This is a genomic window from Nocardia sp. NPDC049149, assembly GCF_043197455.1.
Classification (GTDB): domain Bacteria; phylum Actinomycetota; class Actinomycetes; order Mycobacteriales; family Mycobacteriaceae; genus Nocardia.
In genome coordinates, this window is record NZ_JBICTD010000009.1 from 267,774 (window position 1) to 290,152 (window position 22,379).

11 protein-coding genes are annotated in these 22,379 nt (G+C 66.8%); 4 read left to right on the plus strand and 7 right to left on the minus strand.

Going from position 1 to position 22,379, the window contains the following annotated elements:
• Positions 1–193: 193 nt before the first annotated feature.
• From ACGFNJ_RS32790 to ACGFNJ_RS32800, 3 genes are all read right to left on the minus strand, one after another.
• Positions 194–5,665 (minus strand): carboxyl transferase domain-containing protein, encoded by a 5,472-nt coding sequence (locus ACGFNJ_RS32790; RefSeq protein WP_393457115.1) that lies wholly within the window; start codon positions 5,663–5,665, stop codon positions 194–196.
• Positions 5,666–6,399: 734 nt separating this feature from the next.
• On the minus strand, positions 6,400–7,071 hold the full coding sequence (locus ACGFNJ_RS32795; protein ID WP_393457118.1) for a DUF4360 domain-containing protein: 672 nt from the start codon (positions 7,069–7,071) through the stop codon (positions 6,400–6,402).
• A 209-nt stretch (positions 7,072–7,280) separates the two neighbouring features.
• Positions 7,281–8,450, minus strand: a complete 1,170-nt coding sequence (locus tag ACGFNJ_RS32800; RefSeq protein ID WP_393457121.1) for a diguanylate cyclase — start codon at positions 8,448–8,450, stop codon at positions 7,281–7,283.
• 281 nt (positions 8,451–8,731) lie between these two features.
• Here ACGFNJ_RS32800 and ACGFNJ_RS32805 point away from each other — a divergent pair, with 281 nt between their 5' ends.
• On the plus strand, positions 8,732–9,856 hold the full coding sequence (locus ACGFNJ_RS32805; RefSeq protein ID WP_393457124.1) for a beta-mannosidase: 1,125 nt from the start codon (positions 8,732–8,734) through the stop codon (positions 9,854–9,856).
• Positions 9,857–9,861: 5 nt separating this feature from the next.
• Here the strand turns inward: ACGFNJ_RS32805 and ACGFNJ_RS32810 are convergent, their stop codons facing one another.
• The 4 genes from ACGFNJ_RS32810 to ACGFNJ_RS32825 are packed head-to-tail and all read right to left on the minus strand — an operon-like array spanning position 9,862 to position 16,501.
• Positions 9,862–11,589 carry an ArnT family glycosyltransferase gene (locus tag ACGFNJ_RS32810; protein ID WP_393457463.1) on the minus strand — a complete coding sequence of 576 codons (1,728 nt, stop codon included), beginning with the start codon at positions 11,587–11,589 and terminating at the stop codon, positions 9,862–9,864.
• Between the two features lie 11 nt (positions 11,590–11,600).
• Entirely contained in the window at positions 11,601–13,073 is a 1,473-nt protein-coding gene (locus tag ACGFNJ_RS32815; protein WP_393457127.1) for a glycosyltransferase, read from the minus strand.
• On the minus strand, positions 13,070–14,557 hold the full coding sequence (locus ACGFNJ_RS32820) for a hypothetical protein (protein ID WP_393457130.1): 1,488 nt from the start codon (positions 14,555–14,557) through the stop codon (positions 13,070–13,072). The genes ACGFNJ_RS32815 and ACGFNJ_RS32820 overlap by 4 nt, the downstream gene beginning before the upstream one ends.
• On the minus strand, positions 14,558–16,501 hold the full coding sequence (locus ACGFNJ_RS32825; RefSeq protein ID WP_393457133.1) for a hypothetical protein: 1,944 nt from the start codon (positions 16,499–16,501) through the stop codon (positions 14,558–14,560). It abuts the gene before it with no gap.
• A gap of 275 nt (positions 16,502–16,776) precedes the next feature.
• On the opposite strand from ACGFNJ_RS32825, the gene ACGFNJ_RS32830 reads away from it, so the two are divergent.
• From ACGFNJ_RS32830 to ACGFNJ_RS32840, 3 genes are read left to right on the plus strand one after another with little or no spacing between them, the layout of a single operon-like run.
• Positions 16,777–17,145 carry a hypothetical protein gene (locus ACGFNJ_RS32830; RefSeq protein WP_393457136.1) on the plus strand — a complete coding sequence of 123 codons (369 nt, stop codon included), beginning with the start codon at positions 16,777–16,779 and terminating at the stop codon, positions 17,143–17,145.
• Positions 17,138–21,487, plus strand: a complete 4,350-nt coding sequence (gene eccCb, locus ACGFNJ_RS32835; protein ID WP_393457139.1) for a type VII secretion protein EccCb — start codon at positions 17,138–17,140, stop codon at positions 21,485–21,487. Before ACGFNJ_RS32830 ends, eccCb begins: the two co-directional genes overlap by 8 nt.
• Before the next feature lie 54 nt (positions 21,488–21,541).
• Positions 21,542–22,363 (plus strand): alpha/beta fold hydrolase, encoded by an 822-nt coding sequence (locus tag ACGFNJ_RS32840; RefSeq protein WP_393457142.1) that lies wholly within the window; start codon positions 21,542–21,544, stop codon positions 22,361–22,363.
• Positions 22,364–22,379 lie beyond the last annotated feature (16 nt).

Here is a 22,379-nt window from a genome sequence, read left to right on the forward strand (position 1 = left end):
TCGAGAAGGACATACAGAATTGTCGACACGGGAAGCTCCGATCACTCGTGCCTGGATTGTAGGGGCGAAGCAGCGCCATAGCTACCCTCTGCGCCCGCTTGATCCCAATGCACCGATGCGCCGCAATCGATTCGGCACAAAAAACAAGGCCTGGCACCAAAGTGCCAGGCCTTGTTCACCACAACGCAGTTGACTACCGCAGATGCGACTCGATCGCTTCGATGATGCGCGGCCGCAGTTCGGCGGCGCGGATCTCGGCGTCGACCGAGCCGACCTCGACGGCACGCTGAATGTTGTGCACCCCGTCGAATTCCGCCGCCACCTGGCCGAGCTTCTCGGTGCGGACCGACGAGCGGAGCTCATCGAGCTCGGCCCGCAAGGCGCCACGTTCGGCGCCGGAGGTGGCCGCGGCAACGCGGGCCTCCAGTTCACGGACGCGGGAGTCGGCGGCAGTGCGGGCATTCACGTCACCCGCGAACACCACCGCGGCCGCGGGTGCGCCACCGAGCACCGACGCGAACGAGCCCTCGATCGCGAGCACCGTCATGTTCGGGTTCAGCGCCTTCGAGAACACCACGAACGCGCCGCCGTGGTACCGCGAGATCACGCAGAACACAATGGGCCCACGGAAGTTGACGATCGCGCGGCCGATCTCGGCGCCGTACTCCAGCTGCAACTTGCGCAGCGACTCCGGCGAACCGTCGAATCCGGACAGGTTCGCCAGCACCACCAGCGGGCGGTTGCCGCTCGCCGCGTTGATGGCGCGCGCCGCCTTCTGCGACGACCGCGGGAACAGCGTGCCCGCGGTGTAGGTGTCCGGGCCGTCGGTGGGGGGGAAGCCGCGGCGCGGCACCGACTGCGACTCGATGCCGAGCGTGCACACCGGGATGCCGCCGAGGTGCATGTCCTGCACCACCGCGGTTTCCGCATCGGCCATGCCCGCCCAGCGTTCCAGCACCGGGTGGTCCTGGTCCGACAGCGCCCGCATGACGGTCCGAATATCGAAGGGCTTCTTGCGATCCCGGTTCGCCTCGGCGGAGAAGATCTCGCCGACGGTGGTGAAGTCGCTGCCCTCGATGATGTGCGGGAAATCGGAGATGTCGCGGTCGATGGGGTCGGTGGTGCTCGCCCGTCGCGGTCCGTCCTCGCCGGGCACGACGTAGGTGTGGTCGTAGTACGACATCAGCACGTCGCGCGCCGCCGCCAGGTCCGGCGCCCAGTACTGCGCCTGCCCGTTGGGACCCATCACTCGGTCGTAGCCGCCGATGCCGAAGTTGTCCTCGGCCGACACACCACCGGAGAAGTCGAGCGCCTGCTTACCGGTGAGCACCAGCGCCGAGTCGGGCGTCATCACCAGGATGCCCTTGGTGTGCATGAGCATCGTCGCCTCGGCGTTCCAATACGGCTGCGCGCCAACGTTGATGCCCGCGACGACGATGTTGATCTCGCCGCCGTCCTGGGTGAACTCGACGATCCGCTTGAGCGCGGCGGCCACCCAGTCCATGTTCTCGGTGCCCGACGTCATGGAGATCCTGGCGCCGGAGGACAACGCGTACCACTCCAGCGGCACCCGCATCTGCTCGGCCAGATCCAGCGCGGCGATGATCCGACGGCACTCCGGCTCCGACAGCGCGCCAAGCGATTTCGTCGGATCGCCGAGCAGGATGACCCGACTGACGCCCTCCGGATGCCGCCGCGTCTTCGTGGTGACGACGCCGGCGACGATCGCCGCGGAGTTGCGTCCCTTCGGCCGGTCGACCCGCACCAGCTTGTGCGCGTCGTCGAGGTCGTATTCGACGAATTTGCCGAGCAGGCTGGTCAATTCGTACGGGTACACGGTGTTGCGGCTGCTCGCGCGCAGCACCTTCAGCCGGTAGTCGTCGAGCGGCTCGACCGGCTCGGTCGGCGGCGCACCGACCGTAAGCTCGGGGGTGCCGGTGGCATCGAACGAGATGCGCACGGCGATCTTGACCAGCTCGTCGGTACGCGGATTGCGCTGGCGCGCAATGAAAAGGATCTCTTCGAGCCCGGCGCCCGCCGTGGTCGGCAGCACCCGTTCGGCGATCGTCGCCAGCTCCGCGCGGGTGATGTTGCTCGGCGGCCACACGTAGACCACGATCCGGTTGGTGTTGAACCGGGTCTTCGACGGGCGCTGCGATTGCGCACGCCGGATCGAGTCGAGGCAGATGGCGATGGTGTCCTCGGCCGTCGGCAGCGCGACCAGCCTGCCCTCGTGATCACGCAGCTCGGTCAGGTCGCGCACCTGCGCGAATGCGACGAGGCGGTCGTCGGACGGGTTCTCCCGCGCCACCGAGCGGAAGAGGTAGACCTCTTCGTCGGAGGACGGCAGCCGGGTGAGGTCGAACTTGCTCAGCCGTTCGAGCTGCATCCGCTGCGCGATGTACGGGTGCAGGCCGCGGATCAGCCGTTCCTCGGTCATGCCCGTGGACAATCGGCGGAAGGTGAAGTGGTGGTGCATCACCGCGCCGCCACTGCCTGCGACGGTGGCGGTGATCCGGTGCACCTGGCTCGGCAGCGGGTGCGCGGTGACGATGTCGTGCAGGGCCGCGGCCATCGCGCCGAAGTCCTCCGGCTGCTTCTCCCACGCGACGTAGATGTCCGCGTCGATGGCATCCTCGCCGCCCGAAGCCAGCTCCGCGAGCCCGTCGAGCGCGGTGCCGAGCGCATCGAAGCTCACCGCGGCAGAGACCACGCACGAGCCCGCGCGTTGCGCGACAACGAAAGTGCAGCCGCTGAACACCTTGCTGCGCACGTCGGTGAGACCCTTGTTGCCATAGTACCGGCGGGTCAGCACCTCGAGCATGATGGTGTTGTCCAGGTCGTCGCGGATCAACCGCTGCCCCAGCAGCCGCACCAAAGGCTCAGTGCTGCGGACCATTTCGGCGACGCGCTCAGCACGGTCCGCCGCATCCGGGTGAGCATCCAAGTGCCGCAGGTGGTTACGCACGTCGGCGTAGACGCGGGCGCGGTTGCGGCGCAGCAGCGGCTGACCGAACCAGGAGAACGCCATGCCGCGCGCGAGGTCGGCGACCACGGGGAAGCGGACCTGAGTGGCGGCCACCAAGCGTTCCAGCGCGACGCCGACGGACTCGCGCAGCGTGTCGTCCGGCGGTGGCTCCCGCAGCCAACCGCGCAACAAGGCCGCGATCACCGTCGCCGACGCGGACGCGCGCTGCTGGGCGAGGAAGATGCGGAACACCGCGGCTTCGAGATCGGCGGAACGATCGAGCTCGGTGATGCCGTAGTGCCCGAGCGCCTTGGCCAGCTTGGCCTGGAAGGTTTCCGGCAGCCCGGCCCGCCCGACATCGAGGCTCTGCAGGTAGGTGTGGAAGTGCTCGCGGGCGCTGTGCACGTGGCCCGTGCCCGTGCCGTCCTCGGCGGCAGGCCGGTTGCGGCTCAGCTCGGCGAGATCGGCGAACACCTCGAGGAGTTCGAGCTCGCCCGCCAGCGGCCGGTGGCCGTCGGCGATGGCGGCCTGCCGCGCGACGAGATAGTCGTCGAGGACCCTGCGCTCGTCGTGCGGGTCGACATCGAAGCCGAGCAGCAGGCTGCGCAGATCTTCCCGACCGCGCGTGGTGCGCAGGCGAGCCGGGACGTCGTCGGTCAACGCGGGCAGTTCCAACTCGACGGTCGCACCGCTCGAGGTGTCCTCGGCGGCGTCGTCGTCATCGGCGATCGGCTCGAGCCGCAGCAGCGGTGCACCGGTCTCCACCTGGGTGCCGACCGAAACGGCGCATTCCTTCAGCCGCGCCTTGAACGGCGCACGCAGCACCGTCTCCATCTTCATGCTCTCCAGCACCAGCACCGGCGCGCCCGCTTCGACCTCGGCGCCGATCTCCAGCGGCGTGGCGACCACGAGCGCGGGTGCGGGCGAACGGACGACGCCGCCCTCATCGCGGCTGACCCGGTGGGTGATGCCGTCGACCTCGATCAGGTGGATCGGTCCGTGCGTGGCCGCGACCAGCCGGTACCGGATGCCGTTGACGACGATATGCCCGGTGTGCTGGTCGAATCGATCGAGTTCGATGTCCGCGGTGCGCACGTCGTCGCCCGCTTCGATGCCGACGCGGAACCGGTGGGCGCCGACCCTGGCGACCCGAACCCGGTAGCCGACACCACGCAGCTTGAGATCCAGCGGCCTGCCGCTCTCGTGCTGCACCTGCGGGCGACCGCCGAATGCCGTCGACAGCAGCCGCTGGCGCTCGACGCGTTCCTCTTCCTCGTACGCCTCGATGGCGGCGGCGGCCAGCGCGACGGCGGAGTGCCGGTGCGAGACCAGCCTGCCCTCGCCGCGGACGCGGTCGATCCAGCCGGTGTCCGCGCTGGCGTCGATCACCTCGGGCTGATCGAGCAGGTCGAGCACGAAGCTCTTGTTCGTCGCGCCGCCCTCGATGATGACCGTGGTCTCCGTCATCGCCCGGCGCAGCCTGCCGAGTGCCTCGTCGCGGTCGCGACCGTAGGCGATGATCTTCGCGATCATCGAGTCGAAGTCGGCGGGGATGGTGTCGCCGGTGCTGACGCCGGTGTCGACGCGGATGCCTGGCCCGGCAGGCAGGCTCAGCAGCGCGATGCGGCCGGGGGACGGCGCGAAGTCGCGGTCGGGGTCTTCGGCGTTGAGCCTGGCCTCGATGGCGTGGCCGCGCTCGGCCGGCGGCTCGCCGGTGAGCTTGCCGCCCGACGCCACGTGCAGCTGCGCCTTGACCAGGTCGAATCCGGTGGTGGACTCGGTGATCGGGTGCTCGACCTGCAGGCGGGTGTTCACCTCGAGGAAGGCGAACAGCTGCTCGCCGGGGTGGTAGAGGAATTCGACGGTCGCCGCGCCGCAGTAGCCGACCGCGAGGGCAAGCCGCTCGGCCGAGGTCTTGAGCTCGGCGGTCTGCTCCGCGCTGAGGACCGGCGAGGCCGACTCCTCGATGACCTTCTGGTTGCGCCGCTGCACCGAGCAGTCGCGGACGCCGAGTGCCCATGCGGTGCCCTGGCCGTCCGCGATCACCTGGACCTCGACGTGCCTGGCGCCGGTGACCAGGCGCTCCAGGAACACGATGCCGCTGCCGAAGGCGCGCGCGGCCTCCTGGCTGGTGCGCTCGTAGGCGTCGGCGAGGTCGCCGGGGTTGGTGACGACGCGGATGCCGCGCCCGCCGCCGCCCGCGGTCGCCTTCAGCATCAGCGGGTAGCCGATGTTCTCAGCCGCGGCCAACGCCGCGTCGAGGGTCTCGACCGGACCGCGACTCCACGGCGCCACCGGAACGCCGACCTCTTCGGCGATCAGCTTCGCGCCGATCTTGTCGCCGAGCTTGCGCATGGCGTCCGCGCTCGGTCCGACGAAGGTGACGCCGATTTCCGCGCACAGTTCCGCGAACGCCGGGTCCTCGGCGACGAAGCCCCAGCCGACCCAGGCCGCGTCGGCCTTGGTCGCCACCAGCGCGCGCTCGAGCACCTTCAGATCGAGGTACGGGCGCGATGCCGCGGGACCGAGGTCGTAGGCGATGTCGGCTTCGCGCACAAACGTGGCGGTGCGGTCGACATCGGTGTGCAAGGCGACGGTTTCGATCGCTTGCCCGGTTTCCGCGGCCAAGTCCCGAACGGCGTGTATGAGCCGCATCGCGGCCTCACCACGGTTGACGATTGCGATACGGCTGAACACTCGACAGACCTTTCCTCTCCAAAAACAGTAGCCCGGTCGACAGGCGAGCTTGGCGGCTTTGCATTTCACGTACCGTGCGACTGCGGGTCCCCCCAACGGAACCGAAGCCGAAACCGGTACCCATCGTCACGGATGAGCGCATACTGAAACCCTGTATCCGATTGCGGTGCAGACCGTTACGTCGCTGTGGGCGACACCGCATCGGTGTCCTGAACCGACTACCGCATCGATAGTCGGGCTGAACGGTCGCGTACACCCTGTCTACCACTGCGTGCCGTCGGTCTTCCGCGCGATCGGCTCCCGGCGGTGGGAGGCCGAGTACGCGGGCCGCATAGCTGGATCCACAGCAGAGTAGCCATCCATCGGTAGGTCGGCGGTCGCGGGCTGCCTGCGTGCGCAGCGGACGAACGCCGAGTCGGGTATCAGGGTCGGTGCCACGGAGACACAGCGTGCCGATGATTTTTCGTCGTCGGCAGCGGTGTCAGTCCGGTGCGTAACGCACTGTAGCCCAGCACTTGTTGCGAACGCAGCGCGAAAACGCCGAACTCGTGAGTAGCAAAGGCACTGCCTATCGCCGGTGGTCCGGCGAGCAGTGGGGATTTCCCCACCTGAACACCGAGGAAACAAACCGGTACGAAACAGGGACTCCCGGTGCAACGGGGCTCAACCACCCTGTCGTCACCGAGAGTCCCTGCACCTGTGCCGCTCAGCCCCTCATCGTCGGGCCGAGAGCATCAGGGGTTGGTGGGGCACACCTTCCACGCGAAGTGGTAGGTGGTGTTGATGCTGCCGTCGGTGGAGTCCATCGTGATGAAGCTGGTCTCCTTCTTTGGGTCCGATTTGCCCGCATCGACCCGCAACTGGGTGTTGATGTTGAAGTTGAGGCGGGCACCGCACGGTGCGTAGACGATCGAATGGACGTCGGTCGTGTCGGTCTTCTGCCAGTCATCACTGAACGGGCCCGCGAAAGTGTGGTCGACGAAGTCGGTCGGCGAGTTGCCCTGGAAGTAGTACCTGGCTCGCTCCAGCGCGGTCGCCCCCTTCGCCAAGCTGGCGAAACCGCGGTAGTCGGCAGACGCGATCCCGTAGGTGAAGCCTTGCGGGACATTCACTTTCAGGTTGAGCTGGCAGTTCTTGCGGAAGTCCATCGGGCCCGTGCCCGGTCCGACCCCGGCCGTGTACTGGCTGTAGGTCACGGTGAACGCGGTGTTGTCGGGAGAGACCGCCACGGCCGCGGTGTCCTTCGGGCAACCGGTTCCGTTGACCGTCACCACCTCGATAGTGATCTTGCCGGGCGGAGCAGGCTCGATCTCGATCCCGCCTGGCGCCGCCGAAACTTGGGCGCCCGCTAATGGCAACGCCAGCGCGAAAACGGCAGCGCCGATGGCGGCGAATTTCTTGTACATGGGATTCCTCGCATTACTCCGGTACAGAGAGAAGAGACAACCCACTGTAAATGCCATTGCGAGGGCACGAAATACTAACTCAGAGAAGATAATTGGCGGTCTTGTTCAAGTAATCCGTTCCGTGACTGCTTGATTCGAATCGATTATCGTGAATGCCATTGGCATGTCCAGAATTTCGATTCATCAGCGTCGGCACAACTGCAATAATTTCACACATCGGGCAGCGTCGCGGCGGCGTTCTTGCCGCGCCGGATGACATGCCTGCGCTTCGGCCTGCGGTGCACCGGTTCGTCCTGCTCGGCGACGACGACGGCGTTGCCACCGCGGCGTTTCGCGCGATACATCGCCGAATCGGAACTGCGCAGCAGATGCCGGTAGGTCACGTCGCTGTACGATTCCGCCGCCTCGAGCACGGCGACCCCGACACTGGCGGTGATCAGCACCGGAAGGTCGGGCATCGTCTCGACCGCCCCGCGCAGACCATCCCCCACCGCGGCGGCATCCTCGCGCAGGAAACCGACGACCACGAATTCCTCCCCGCCGGTGCGGGCGATCAAGGCGTCGGGATCGGCCGCGGCACGCAGGCGCTGGGCCGTTCGAACAAGCACCTCGTCGCCGAACGGGTGCCCGAAAGTGTCGTTGACGACCTTGAACCGGTCCAGGTCCAGCGTCGTCACGTAGGCCGCGCGGTGCTGCGCACGGCGCATATGCGAGGGCAGATAGGAGTCGAGACCGCGCCGGTTCAACAGCCCGGTCAGCGGGTCGGACAGCGCGTCCCTGCGCAGCAGCCAGTGGCTGAACTGCACAAAAGGCAGGATCACCCCGACAACCACGACCATCACCAGGATGAACGCGAGGCCGAGTGCGAGATCCGCGCCGGTGTCCCCGACGGTCGCCTGCTCGGCAGGCAGCGCGCCGCTGACCATCAGCGCCGCGAGCAGCACGCTGGTCAGCACGGTCCACCCGACGTGCAGCGCCAGGATCCGCGGGCCGTGGAACACCGCGACGTACCCGCCCATCGCGGCGAGCAGGACGACACCGAGCACCCCGATGATGCGGTCGTGGACCAGCAGATCGTTGGCGGTGGTATCGATGTCGAAGAGCACGATCCAGACGAGCGACTCACGTTCGCGCGGCCACGGCAGGAACCACCAGCGCAGGGTCCACACGCCGGCGACGAGGGCCTCGACGATGCCTTGCACCTCGCCGACCGGCCCGGCCACGTCACCCTGCGCGATCGAGGCGAGCACCGCGATCAGCAGCATGACCAGCCCGCCGGTGCCGAGCATGAACTTGAATCGACCGAGTGCGCCGTGTGATTCGAAGGTTTCGACCAGGTGGCGGTAATCGACCCGGTCTCGCCACCAGGTTCGAAACATCGATCGATTGTCGGTCATCGAGTTACCGCCCTTAATTGACAGCACAACGCGCAATCGGTGACAAACCGTCACCCGCGACCTCGACCGAATCCAAGGTCAGTAAACCAATCAGCCGCCCAACTATAACCGGTTGCCGCCGGAAGCCCCGCACGCTGCACACGTGCTTCGCAACACTCGGCGAACCGGAACAGTGACGCGGATTACGGCCCGAAAGGGACAAATACCACAACTCGAAAGTTCCGGTTCGTGTCGCGATCGGCGACAGGCGAAAGCCGCGTAACGTGACGCAGGTGCGATTCGCCGCAGTGTGGACGGCCGCCTTGCTGGTGACAGGGCTGTGCGCGTGCGCGGACGACGCGAAGGCGCCACCGTCGACGCCATCGGCCGACGCGGTGGTGAGCGCCTCGCCGACCGGCCTGCGACTGCGCGACAAGCAGTGGTGGCCGGTCGGATTCAACGCACCACAGCTCGCCACGAATTGGTCGGTGAATTTCGGCTGTGGCGCGCAGACCGATCTGGACCGTTACTTCGGTGCGCTGCCGCGCAATTCGCTCACCCGATTCAATCTTTTCCAGGCACTCGCGGTGAACAAAGAGACCGGCGCCATGGACTATTCGCCCGCCGACGCGGTGTTCGCCGCCGCAGCGAAGCACGACCAGCTCGTGCTTCCGGTGCTGTCCCCGCAGGACGGTGGTTGCGCGGACGAGCAATTCAAGCAGCGGCAGTGGTATGTGGACGGCTGGAAGATCGTCACACCGATCCACGGGCGTGCGGTGCTGAGCTTCCAGGAGTGGGTGCGGACCGCCGTCGCCCGATGGCGGCACGTGCCGGTGCTCGCGGGGTGGGAGTTGGTCGGCGAACCGGAGCCGAGCAATTGCACGGGCGGACATTGCGATCTGCCTGCCCGCACCTGCCCTGCGGACGCCGCGCAGGTGCTGCGCACGTTCATGGACGACGCGGGGGCGATCGTGCGGGCACTCGACCCGCAACGGTTGATCTTCGCGGGATACGCGGGCGGCGGCCAATGCGGTACGCAGGGCGACGAATTCCGGTATGTCAGCGAATCCCCGCAGGTGGATGTGGTGGAGTACCACGACTACTCGACCACCGATTCCTCGTTGCCCGGCGATCAGTGGAACGGGCTGGCGGTGCGCTTGCAGCAAGCCGCCGCGCTGCGAAAGCCGTTGCTGGTGGCCGAGATCGGCGAGAAGGCCGGGTCGTGCGGCAGCGTAGCGACCAGGCGCGCACATCTCGACGCGGAGCTGGTCGCTCAACGCAACGCGGGCTCGGCGGGCGCGCTGTTCTGGGCCTTTGTCCCCGATCCGCGGCCAGACCAATGCACCTTCGACATCGGGCCGGACGATCCCCTGTGGTCGCTCGTCGCGGAGCGCACCACCGTCGGCTGACCGCCTCAGCCCGCGCCGAGCACCCGATACAGCCGCCACCGCGGCTGGCCCGCACCGTCGTTCGGCGCCTCCACGGCGAGCGTCGCGATCCCGCTGCCGTTCTCGTACATCGTCGGGTAGCGCCGATTGACCGCGTCCGAGGTGCCGCGACCGGTGTTCGGCACCGCCAGAATGTATTTCACGCCGCGCTCGGCAGGACGGTTGAGCATCCGCACGAAGTCGCGGTCCGAGGGCACCACGAACTGATCGGGCCGATGCGAGGCGACGACCACGGCGAAGCCGTACACCGTGTCCATCAGCACCGCACCGCGCGGCAGCGCGAGGGCGTCGAGATAGTTCGCCAGGCGACGCTCGGTCGAGAAAGTGGCCGCGATGCGACGCTGGTCGGCACTGCGGTCCGACGCGTCGTCGGGATCCGGGAAAACCACTGCGCCGAGCGAGTATTCCTGCACCGAGATGGCCTGGCTCGACATGCCCAACGCGGTGAGCGGCACCGATGCCGCCAGCAGGGCCAAGGCGAGCGCCATCCCGACGGCCCGGCCGCCCAGTGGCGCGGACGCGCGGTGCTTACCGGTGGTGCGCACCGGATCCGGCGGCGCTACCTCGGCATGCCTGCCGGGCCGCCTGCTCGGTGGAAACCCGCGCACTGGCGCGACTTGTAGCACCAGCACCGCGGCCAGCGGGATCGCCGCGACATAGAAGCGCAGGAACGCGAAGGTCGAACCGCTCAGATAACTGAACGCCTGGAACGCGAGCACCGCTCCGCAGAGCAGGATCGGCACCACCACCTGCCCATCGCGCCTGCGGATCGCGAGCGCGCCGACGATCGGGACGAGCAAGGGAAGCGCCGGACCGAGGATCAGCGTCGCGGCGGTCGAATACTCCAGCGCCGCAGTGACATCGGTCGTGCCGGTAGCGCCGGACTGCTGGAGGATCGACGAGTTGCCGTACTGCGAACTGAATTGCTGGAACGCCTGCCCGGTGATCAACCAGCTGGTCGCGGCCCACACCAGAAACGCGGCCGCGACCGGAAGCACGATGAGAACGAAATCCATGATGACGCAATGCCACCGGTGGCTCTCGCCACGGCTGCGCCGATAGGTGAGCACGGCGACGATGACCGCGGCGGCCGCGGCGGGCGCCAAGGCGTCGTAGCGGGTGAGGTAGGCGAGCCCGAGCGCGATGCCACACACTGTCAGGTCGTTCGCGTCGTCGGTGCGTACCCAGCGGATCAGCCTGCGCAATGCCAAGCACAGGCAGAACAGGAACGGCGCCTCGCTCATCCCGTTGCCGCCGTAGAACACCACCATCGGGTTGAGCGCGAACACCGCGGCCACTCCCCCACTGAGCCACAGCGGCGCACCGCGGTCGGTGCCGATCCCGAAGACCATCGCGACCGCACCACCCATGAACAGCGCCGACATCAGCGCACCGGACAGGCTCCAGGTGGTGATCGCCGGAAACCAGTGCGCGAGGGCGACCATCGGCAACTGGGCCAGCGAGGTCAGCGGAGTGAAGACGAAGCCGATCGCGGACAAATGCGGGTCGCGGCTGAACAGCGTTGCTTGGGTGGCGGCCACACGGCTGAGCGCGTCGCCCATCAGAAATCCGTGTCCCGCACCGAGCCACGCGCCGACGGCGAGATACAGCACGGTCGCGGCGACGAAGATCCAGCGGGCCTGCCGTGATCGGCCGGCGACAGGGCGGATGCGCTCGGTGCGTTGACGGTCCATTGTCGACACGGTCAACTGGTGGCCTCCTTCGTACCGAGGCCGTGAAAGGTCTTCTCCCAGTAAGACGGATTGCGCACCAGCTGATAGCAACCCTTGGCGGCGGCGATGCTCATCATCAGCCAGTACAACGGCACCGTCAGGCACGCGACGAGCAGATCGGACCGGTTGTTCTCCCGGCAGGCAAGCAGATTCATGTAGATGGTCGCACCGTTGCCGAGGATCATCGCGATCAGCGAGGGGAAGTAGACGAACGCGGGGAACAGCTGCCCGATCGCGGCGGGCTGCCCGAGAATCCAGGACAGCGTGATGAACCAGAACACCAGGTTCAGGCAGGCGATGATCGGGGTGCCCGCCAGAATCAGCGTGAAGCGGATGAAACTGACGGTGCCGATGCTGCGCCACAACTGAATCGGGCGGCGGGTGTGCACGAGCCAGGTCTGCAGGTAACCCTTGTACCAGCGTGAGCGCTGGCGAATCCAGTTGATCGGGTCGGGGTTTGCCTCTTCCAGGGTGGTCGAGTCGATCACCGCGGTCGAGTAGCCGGACACCGCGATACGCACGCCCAGGTCGGCGTCCTCGGTGACGTTGTACGGATCCCACGCGCCGATATCGGTCACGATGTCGCGCTTGAAATGATTCGAGGTGCCGCCCAACGGAATCGGCGCCTTGCTGCGCATCAGGCCGGGCAGCAGGAACCCGAACCACAGGCCGTAGTCCGCGGTGAACCAGGCGGTGAGCAGATTCTGGCGGCCGTTGTGGAAGGCGAGCTTGGCCTGGATGCACACCACCGACGGCGGCAACTCGGCGAAAGCCGCCACCACCCTGCGCAATTGGAGCGGATCGGGGATGTCTTCGGCGTCGTAGATGGTGACGATGTCGCCGGTCGCCTGACGCAGGCCGTAGTTGCACGCCTTCGGCTTGGTGCGCGGTTGCGCCTCGGGGACCAGCACGATGGTGACGTGATCGACGGCGGGATTCGATCCGATGCCCGCGCTCCTGGCCGCCTCGATGGTCGGCGTGTCGTCCTCCTCGAGCAGGAGCAGCACCTGGAGGCGGTCCTTCGGATAGTCGAGTGCGGTCATCGCGCCGATCAGGTCGCCGACCACCTCCGGTTCCCCGTAGGCCGGAACCAGAATCGTGTAGGGCGGCAACTCCGCGTCGGTGAGCGCCAGCGCCCGCGCGTCCTCGACGGTCATGATCGCGTCCCTGGCCATGCCGCGCTGAAAGATCAATACCCGATCGGCCATCGCGGCGAGATAGCCCGCGGTGCAGAGGGCGACCAGCACCGTGCAGGTGACCACCGGGAAGAACACCGCGCAGGCCACCACGACGGCGAGGCAGGCCAATGCCGTATTGCGTTGCCACGGAAGGAATGCCACCGAAGCCGAAGCCATCGGGTCGGACTCGCGCAGCCCGTGCACCGCGATGTGCAACGCCTCGGCGCTGGCCGATCCCGGCGCCGGGCCGGACGGTCCGCCGGTCACGACTCGACCCCGGCCACGATCGCCTGCGCGACCTTGATCAGCATGTCGCGATCCTTGTGCTCGGAATCGGAGTCGACATCGGTGGATTCGGAGTCCAGGACCACCGCCCTGCCGCGCAGGAATTGATGCATGACGTTCTCGAAGATCCCGAGCATCGAGGGTTGCGGCTCCGGGAAGGCCGCGTCCCATTCGTGGTTGTCCGCGGCGATCAAGCTGATCCGTTCGGCGCCCGTTGCGCCGCTCCAGTTCCAGGTCAGCCAGGTCCAGCTGAGCAGCCTGCGATCGTCGAGGACGGTGTTGAGGCGGGCGAAGATGCCGTGGCCGAGATCTATTCGGGTCGGCGGGCTGATCCGGGGCTGGGCCATGTTGTAGAGCACGAACTCCGGGTAGCGGTCGATCGAGTACTGGTCGTCGGATTCCACCGTGTCGACGACGATGCGCCGGCGGCGGGATTCGTTGTCCCACTCCGGGACATGCTGATCGGCGCGAAGCAGCTGCCTGGTCATCGACGTGCCGGGCCCGAAATAGTGTTGTGCCCAGGGGTATCGATGCTCGCTCAGCTCGGTCCAGCCCGGTGGCACGGTATGCGGTTGGGTGACAACGAATCCCGGCACGACAGGGAAGGTGCGGTTGTAGTCGGGCGGGATCGGGATGACCGCGATCAGAATGCCCGCGAGGGCCACCGTCGCCGCCGCACTCCAGGACTGGGCCGCGGTGAGCGGATCGACCGCGCGGTCCAACGGTTTCAGTGAGAGGCCGCGCCTGCGCCGCCAGTCCACGTACATCACCGCCGCGACGACCCAGACGGCGGCGATCGACGGAATCGCCTGATATGCGGTGATGGAGGCGTCCGGAAACCGGATCCGCATAACCGCGAGGATGACTGCACCGATCACGAATGCCAGTGCGGCACCGACCAAGCCGCGAGTCCGGGTGCGACCCGCGGCGATGGCCGCGGCGAACGCCGCCAACACCAGCATCGTCACGCCTGCGGCGACAGCGTCGCCGCCCAGCGCCACGCGCAGCGCTCGATACGGCGGCGGGAACGCGGCAAGAAGCAGCAGCCAGCACGGCCAGTACCGCGAGACCGGCCGCAAGCCGAACATCAGGATGCAGGCCGACACCAGAAACAGCCACGCCGCCAAGATGTCCAGGTGCAGCATCTCGTACAGGTACCGATAACGCGGGGTGAGCAGGCCCAACGTGCAGGCGGACAGACCGAGCCCGATCAACCCGACGATCAGATCGGTCTGCCGGTCGTGGATGGGCAGCTCGTTGCCGCGCCGCACCGTGATGCCGATCGCGGCGAAGATCGCCAGAATCGGGAGCACGTAGACGTATCCGATGCTGGAACCGGTCGACGCGTCGTGCGCGAGCCGGACCCACGTCGTCCAGAACGCGGCCGTCGTGGCGAGAAGCACCAGCGCCGCCCGCACCGCGATTCTGGTGACGATGCAGCGCAGCCGCTCCCGCTCGGTGGTCATCTACCGCCTGCCGCGCCGAACGAGGATGCCGATTCCGGCCAGCACGCCGACCAGCACGACGGCAGCGCCCGCCGCCGTGAGAATCCGTGCGACGGTGTCCATTTCGGCGGTCGACGGTGCGGGGGTCGCCATGGTGTCGGTGTCGACGAACTCCGGCACGCGGTTGTCGGCCTGGAACAGCACCGATCCGTGCAGCCGTGACCACCGGTCCAGGTCGGCGTCGAGCCATTCGAGGATGCGGTTGAAGTGCTCCGGTGCGTCGCTCGACGTGCCGACCACCACCGTGCGGCCACCGGACCACGTGCTCTGCAGCGACGCGAACGGGGTGGTCGGGTCGATGGTGATCCTGGTGATCGGCTTGCCTTCGGTATCGGTCAGCGCCAGCCCGGCGTCGGTTTGGGTCAGCGGCAACCGGATCGACTCGGGCACATCGCCGTTCGCCGCGATGAGGACCGCGGGGGTCTTGCTCTGCACCGCCTGATCGAACGGCACCAGCTCCGGCCGCATCGGGATGGCGGTCAAGCGCTGCAACCCGGTGAGTACCGTGACGGCCCGCGCCGTGTCAGCGAATCCTGGTGTGCGCAAACCGACTTGGACGTCCGGCAGCAGCGCCTGCGGTAGTGCGCCGAAACCCGAGGGGATGGGCGGATTCGCGGCGTTGCTGGTGACTTCGCTGCTCGGGTCGATGGTCAGCGTCAGTGGCTGCTCCAGTCCGCAGCCGTGGGTGAGACCCGCTTGATGAAAGGTCACCGACAGCGTGGTGAATCGGCCGAGTACGGAGTTCGGGACGGAGATCCACCGATCGAAGCGCCCGCTGGCGTCCACCGGCCAGCTGTCGATGTGGGTGTCGCCCGCGGTCACCGTGAGCTGCCCGTTCAAGGTGTTCGGCAGCGGGGTGTAGCTGCCGTGCAGGCGAACTCGCAGATCCTTGGACGGCCTGCCCAGCCGGGACTGATCGATGCCGACATCGACGCGGACCGCACCGAGTGCGGTCGAGGTGAGCTGCGTCTGGCCGAGCTCGCCGAGCGTGGTGTGCTCCGGCGCGATGAGCGGCGCGGGCGGCAGCGCGACTGCCGTCGCCGCCGAGGAGATCGCCACCTTCGTCAAATCGCTGACGAGCAAGCGCATTTGGTCCGGCAGGCTCTTCTTCTCACCGTTGATCGTCAGCCTCGGCTTCGGGCCGGGGCTCAATCTCAGTCCAGGATTGGGTGATTCGCCGATCACGACCTGCCGTTCCAGCAGATCCAGCGGGTCGTCGGGGATCTCTCCTGATGCGGGGATCGGCCGAACAGCCACCGTCACCGGCTGACTGCCGTACCGCGCGATCACCGCGGCGCTCAGCGTCATCGCCGCGGCGCTCTCGACCTCCGCAGGATCGGCGGGCAGATAGATCGTCAACCGCTGCAAGACCGGCGGCAGAAAATCGGCCACCGTCGTCGGCTGCACCTCCTCGCCGCTGTACACGACGCCGACCTCGGTCAGCGCCAACGGCCGCCCCAGCCAGTCGGTCACACAGAACCCGGCATCCGAGATCAACGACGACGTCACCGTCACCGACATCGCGTTGTCGATCACCTCGGCCCCGGCCAACCCGAGCCGAATCGGCGCCCGCGGCGCCACCGGAATCTCCACCCGATCGAGCAGCCGTTCCCCGGAATGCACCTCCAACGCCCCGCGCCCCACGTGCGGCGGCAGTTGCACCGTCCCCACGATCGCCGTCGGCACCAGCCCCGGCAACAGCGGCAATGTCAGCGACACCTCGTGCGCCGCCCCCGGAAAGGTCAACGACTTCCCCAACCCGAGCGTCTTCAGTCCGAGCGTCACCTCCCCCGGCGCCGCCGAGGCCGCCACCGGCCCCACCGCAAGCACCGCCACCGCCCCCACCGCGCCGATCCGCATCCCCACCCGACGCCACCGTCGGCCGAACTGCACACGCAAGGTCATGAGCGGTCTCCTGATCTCCACCGCGGCAGACCACCCGGCACGGGTCGATCAGCTCCGCGCGTATCAAACCCAGACGTCCGCCCCGATCTTAAGACCGACCAGTACGAACAAGATCACGACATGCCCGACCACCCCGCACTACCGTCGAATTCATGGAGTTGACCGAGACTCCCGGTCGCTGCGGGATGCCGCAACTCGGTGCCTGCGCGTCGACGCCGCGACTACAGTGTGTTGCTACGTTGCGAGTGCGGTCGATCGAGGAGGGGGCAACAGCAATGTCCGAGGTACTACTGGCCATCGAAGGCGACATTCGCGTTGACCCCGAGCGGCTGGACCGGATCACCGACGAGCTGGCGGACGACCTGCGCGAGATCAACGGGCTCGTGATCACCAAGCCGACCAGCGCGGTCGGCGACGCGAAATCGACTGCGGCGGTGGAGATCGGCCAGTTACTAGCCTCGGGCGGCGCGCTAGGCACGGCCGCCTGGGTGATCCGGGACGTCATCTACAAGTTCCTGGACCGCACCCGCGCCACCTCCATCACCGTCAAAAACGGGGACCGTGAGGTCACCATCGTGCGGCCAGCCGACAAGCAGGTGGAAGATGTCGTAGAACGCCTGCGCGACGTCCTCAACGATGACTGACCCGGCCGGACGACGCCACGCGCTCTTCGTAGCCAACGACACGTACCACTCGCCGGGAATTGCGCGCCTGCACGCACCGGTTTCCGACGCGCACCAACTGCGAGAGCTGTTGCGCGATCCGGAGATCGGCGCTTTCCAGCCGACCGAGCTACTGGTCAACGAGTCCAAGGCGGAGATAGAACGCAACATCGAGCGGCTGTTCCGCGGCGCAGGACCCGAAGACGTCGTGCTGTTCTACTTTTCCGGCCACGGCATCCGGACTCGACAGAACCTGTATCTGGCAACAAGCAACACCGAGCTGCCGCTGATCAGCAGTTCCGCGGTGTCGTCCTCGTTCATCAAGGAGCTGATTCGAGAGTCGGACGCCGCGGCGAAGATCATCCTGCTCGACTGCTGCTACAGCGGAGCATTTCTCGGCAACGACGCCATCAAGGCGATGCCCAACTTCGATGATGTCGGCCACGATCTCGCCACCGGCGACGGGATCTGTGTCCTGACCGCATCGACCGCGATCGAGATCGCCGAGGACGGCAACGCGGACCGATCAGCGCCGCTGTCGGTGTTCACGGCAGCCATGGTGAAGGGCATCGGCACCGGGCTCGCCGACAACGGCAGCGGACGAATCAGCACCCACGACCTGTGGACGTACGTGAGTACCGAGGTACGCAGCCGTACCGTCCGCCAAACACCGAGCCACTACGGTGTGCTGCGCGATGAGGTGTATGTCGCGCGCGCCCGCCGCGCCACACCCGCCCTGGTGGAGATCGGCGACCGCGTGCAACTCGGCGACCTGCTCGGGCGACTCGAACTCGATCCAGTCACCGGCCTCCGTGCGGAAAGCTGGTGGGGCACCGGCAAATTGAAGATCCCTATCGGTCAGGAACGGCGCTCGGACGGGACACCGGGCGAGGTGATGTGGCTCGATCTGGCGCGTGCCGACGGCAACCTGCTGATCGTCGGCCGGGCGGGGTCGGGGAAGAGCACGTTGTTGCGCACTTTCGTCGGCGCGATGGCACTCACCCACACTCCAGACGAGGCGCGCGCCTACGTACTGGAATCGAGCAACCGGCTCGGCTCGATGCGTGGTCTTCCGCATCTGGTCGGTGTTGTCGGCGACGATGAACTCGAGCAGGTCGAGCTGACCCTGCAGACGATCATCGACGAGATACGCAGCAGGAAGAAGCTGTACCGCGAACACAACATCGATTCGCCGACCAGCCTGCGCGCGGTCCGTTCGGTGTTGGCCGAGGGACCGTTTCCGGATGTGTTCTTGATTCTCGATCGGTGGTCTGATTTCTCGAATCAGCTCCCGGAATTCGAGAACACGATCCGGCACATCGCCAGCGCTGGCCCGGAATACGCGGTCCACGTCGTGACGACGGCGCGCGACTGGAGTGAGGCGCCCGACTGGCTGGCCGACCTGCTCCCTGCCCATATCGAGCTGCGGCTGCACCGTCCCGCCGAATCGCGAGTCAACCCGGATCGGGCCGCGCGCCTGCCGGACAGCCCTGGCTGGGCGCTACTCAATCAGCGGGCGTTTCGCATTGCCCTGCCCGACATTCGGGAACTCGTCGACGAGTCGATGATGGTGTCGGAGATGGCCGATGGCGCCGCTGACCTGGTGACGCAGGTGGCCGAGGGCTGGTCGAAGCAGTCGGGAGCGTATCCGGCTGGTCGAGCGGTACCGAACACCCCGCCCGACTTCGCCGCGTTGTACGGTCTCGATGTGCCGGTGCGGCTCAACACAGACACGTTGTGGCAGCCGAGAAAGGGCCGCGACCATCTGCGTATTCCGATCGGGACGGTCCCTACCACCGGTGAACGGGTGGAACTGGATTTCAAGGAATCCGCAGCGAACGGCATGGGACCGCACGGCCTGCTGGTCGGCGCGACCGGGTCTGGAAAGTCGGAGCTGCTCAAGGCAATCGTGGTCGGGCTTTCGCTCACGCATTCGCCGGACGTGCTGAATTTCTTCCTGGTCGACGTCAACGGGCACGGCACCTTTCGGGAGCTGAGTGCGCTGCCGCACGTGTCCTCGAACATTGCCGACGTCACCCAAGATCTTCCCCTCGTCGAACGGATCGTCGAGGCACTCAGCGGTGAGGCCAATCGCCGTCAGGAAATGCTCAGGGAAGCAGGCCATTTCGCGAATGTGGCGGATTACGAGCGGGCCCGCGCCACCGGGGCTGCCCTGCAGCCCGTGCCGACCCTGCTGATCGTTGTCGACGAGTTCACCAGCCTCGCGGCGGAGAGTTCCCGCTTCGAAGAACTGCTCATCATGATCGGTCGCGTTGGCCGATCGCTCGCGATGCACCTGTTGCTCAGCACGCAGCGCTTCGACACCGGCAGGTTGCGGGGGCTCGATTCCCACATTTCGTACCAGCTCGCCCTTCGGGTTCACTCGGCGGAGGAGTCACGGGCCGCACTGGGCACAAAGGACGCTTACCTGCTCCCGAGCACGCCGGGTGCCGGCTATCTGCGCACCGACTCCGAGTTGATTCGGTTCCAGGCAGTTCATCCGTCACGAGCCGATCCCTCCAGAACCGTGCGTCCCGAGGCCGACGCAGTCGATCGCACACTGCTCGAAACTGTTGTCGCGCAACTGCGTAAGCACGGTCGCCGAGCGCGCGCGATCTGGCTGCCGCCGTTGGATGCCGCGCCGACCTTGGACCGGCTCTTCCAACCGTCGACGTCGATCCTGACCGGCGGCTACGGCACTGTTGCCCCCTTGCTGGCAGCTGTCGGCATCGTCGACCGGCCGTATGAACATCGCCTCGACACGCTCATACTCAACCTTGCCGGTGCGTCCGGACATGTGGCCGTGGTCGGCGGCCCCCAGTCCGGCAAGTCGACACTCCTCTGCACATTGATCCTGGCAATGTCGTTGACCCACACCGTCGAACAAGCGCAGTTCTATTGCCTCGATTTCGGGGGTGGCTCGTTGAGCAGGCTCGGCGAGCTGCCGCACATCGGCTCGATAGCCGGACGGTTGGACACCGATCGAGTGCGACGGACAGTCGCGGAGATGACCGCGCTGCTGCGTCGCCGCCAAACCCAGTTCGCCGAGCTCGGCATCGAATCCATGGCTCAGTTCCGGGTTTTGCGCTCGACGGATCCTGCCGTCGACACGGTCGCCGACAGTGTGCGACAGGACCCGTATGGCGACGTCTTCCTCGTGGTGGATGGTTTCGGATCCATCCGGCAGGACTTCGAGACGCTCGAGCAGGACGTCGTGAACCTTGCGGTGCAAGGCCTTTCCTACGGCATCCACATTGTCGTCTCGGTGTCTCGGTGGAATGAGCTGCGCCCGGCCATGAAGGACTGTTTCGTGTCTCGCGTGGAACTGCGGTTGGGTGACCCGTTGGACTCGGACCTGGACCGAAAAGTGGCAGCGCAAGTGCCGCCAGGCCGCCCAGGGCGCGGCATGACGTCGGACCGACTGCATATGCTGACGGCGCTACCGCGGATCGACGGCCGGTCCGATCCGGCAACACTCAGCGACGGTGTGGCCGATGCGGTTTCACTCGCGCAACGGTTTGCCGCCGGACACCGCGCGCCGAACGTGCGCATGCTGCCCGAGCGGTTGCACCGCGCAGCACTGTTGCAGGATGTCGAAACCTGGCCGCCGGTACCGGATCCCGACCGGCCTTGTCTGCGGTTCCCGATCGGCATCAATGAATCCGAGCTGGCGCCGGTCTATCTCGATTTCACGGCGAGCCCGCATTTCATCGCCTTCGGCGACGTCGAGTCCGGCAAGACAACCCTGCTGCGATCGGTGATCGAGAGTATCTGCGCGTCGAATACCCGGGACCAAGCCAGGATCTTTGTCGCGGACTATCGTCGCACCTTGCTCGACCATCTTCCGGACGACTACATAGCCGGATATGCCAGTTCCACAACAACATTCACCCAATCCGCCGCCGAGTTGGCGAAGTGGCTCGAACTACGGCAGCCCGGTCCCGATGTCACGACTCAGCAACTGCGAGACCGGTCCTGGTGGCAGGGCCCCGAGATGTTCCTCATCGTCGATGACTACGACTTGGTGGCGACGTCCAGTGGTAATCCGATGCATCCACTGTTGGATCACCTTCCGCATGCCCGCGATCTCGGCTTCCATGTCATCCTCACCCGTCGCTCGGGCGGCGCCAGCCGTGCACTCTACGATCCGATCATCGGACGGATGCGCGAACTCGGGTCCACCGCGCTGATCATGAGCGGCAGCCGCGACGAGGGCATGCTGTGGGGTGCGGTGCGCCCGCAGGCAATGCCGCCCGGCCGCGGAACTCTCGTGAACCGAAACACCGAGGAAACCATCCAAACCGCTTACGTCCCTACGGGTTAGACCACGGCCGCAACCAACATTCGACACTTCACGTTTGCGACTACCGTCGAAATCATGGAGCTGACTGAGACTTTCGAATGGCAAGGGCGGCGGATCTCCTGGGGGAAGGCCGGGGCGGGGCCTGCGGTGGTGTTCTGTCATGGGACACCGTTCTCGTCGGCGGTGTGGCGACCGTTCGCCGAGGCGCTGGCAGCGGACTTCACTGTGTATCTGTGGGACATGCCCGGGTACGGCCGGTCCAGTAAGAATCCAGGGCAGACAACCGATTTCGGCACGCAGGCACGAACTTTCGAGGCGCTGCTGACGCATTGGGGGCTGGAGCGCCCGCACGTCGTCGCCCATGATTTCGGCGGGGCGGTCAGTCTGCACGCGCTGTTGTTCGGCGAGGTGGATTACGCGTCGCTGCTGCTGGTCGACGTGGTGGCGATTCCGCCGAGCGGCTCACCGTTCTTCAAGTTCGTGCAGGCGCATCCCGATGTGCTCGCCGAGCTTCCCGAGTACATCCACGCCGCCATCGTGCGGACCTATATTCAGGGCGCGAGTCACCGCGGCCTGCGCGCGGACGAGCTGGACGAGCTCGTCGCACCGTGGCTCGGCGACGAGGGCCAGCCCGCGTTCTACCGGCAGATCGCCGACTACGACGAGACCTATCTCGTGGACAACGAGAAGCGCCTCGGCACGATCGAGATCCCGGTCCGGATCCTCTGGGGCACCGACGACGCGTGGATCCCGGCGGACATCGGCCGCCGCCTGCACGAGCTCATCCCGGACGCCACCCTGTCGCTGGTCGAAAATGCGGGCCATCTCATGCAATACGACGCGCCCGTCGCCTTGGCCGACGCCGTTCGCGCCTGGCTGACGCACCTCGGCACCTGACCACCGAGGTGGTCAG

Bases quoted from the DNA above. Each gene is read 5' to 3' on its own strand.
- ACGFNJ_RS32810 (WP_393457463.1), bottom strand. From the start codon at position 11,589: ATGGACCGTCAACGCACCGAGCGCATCCGCCCTGTCGCCGGCCGATCA.
- ACGFNJ_RS32795 (WP_393457118.1), bottom strand. From the start codon at position 7,071: ATGTACAAGAAATTCGCCGCCATCGGCGCTGCCGTTTTCGCGCTGGCG.
- ACGFNJ_RS32825 (WP_393457133.1), bottom strand. From the start codon at position 16,501: ATGACCTTGCGTGTGCAGTTCGGCCGACGGTGGCGTCGGGTGGGGATG.
- ACGFNJ_RS32830 (WP_393457136.1), top strand. From the start codon at position 16,777: ATGTCCGAGGTACTACTGGCCATCGAAGGCGACATTCGCGTTGACCCC.
- ACGFNJ_RS32840 (WP_393457142.1), top strand. From the start codon at position 21,542: ATGGAGCTGACTGAGACTTTCGAATGGCAAGGGCGGCGGATCTCCTGG.
- ACGFNJ_RS32800 (WP_393457121.1), bottom strand. From the start codon at position 8,450: ATGTTTCGAACCTGGTGGCGAGACCGGGTCGATTACCGCCACCTGGTC.
- eccCb (WP_393457139.1), top strand. From the start codon at position 17,138: ATGACTGACCCGGCCGGACGACGCCACGCGCTCTTCGTAGCCAACGAC.
- ACGFNJ_RS32820 (WP_393457130.1), bottom strand. From the start codon at position 14,557: ATGACCACCGAGCGGGAGCGGCTGCGCTGCATCGTCACCAGAATCGCG.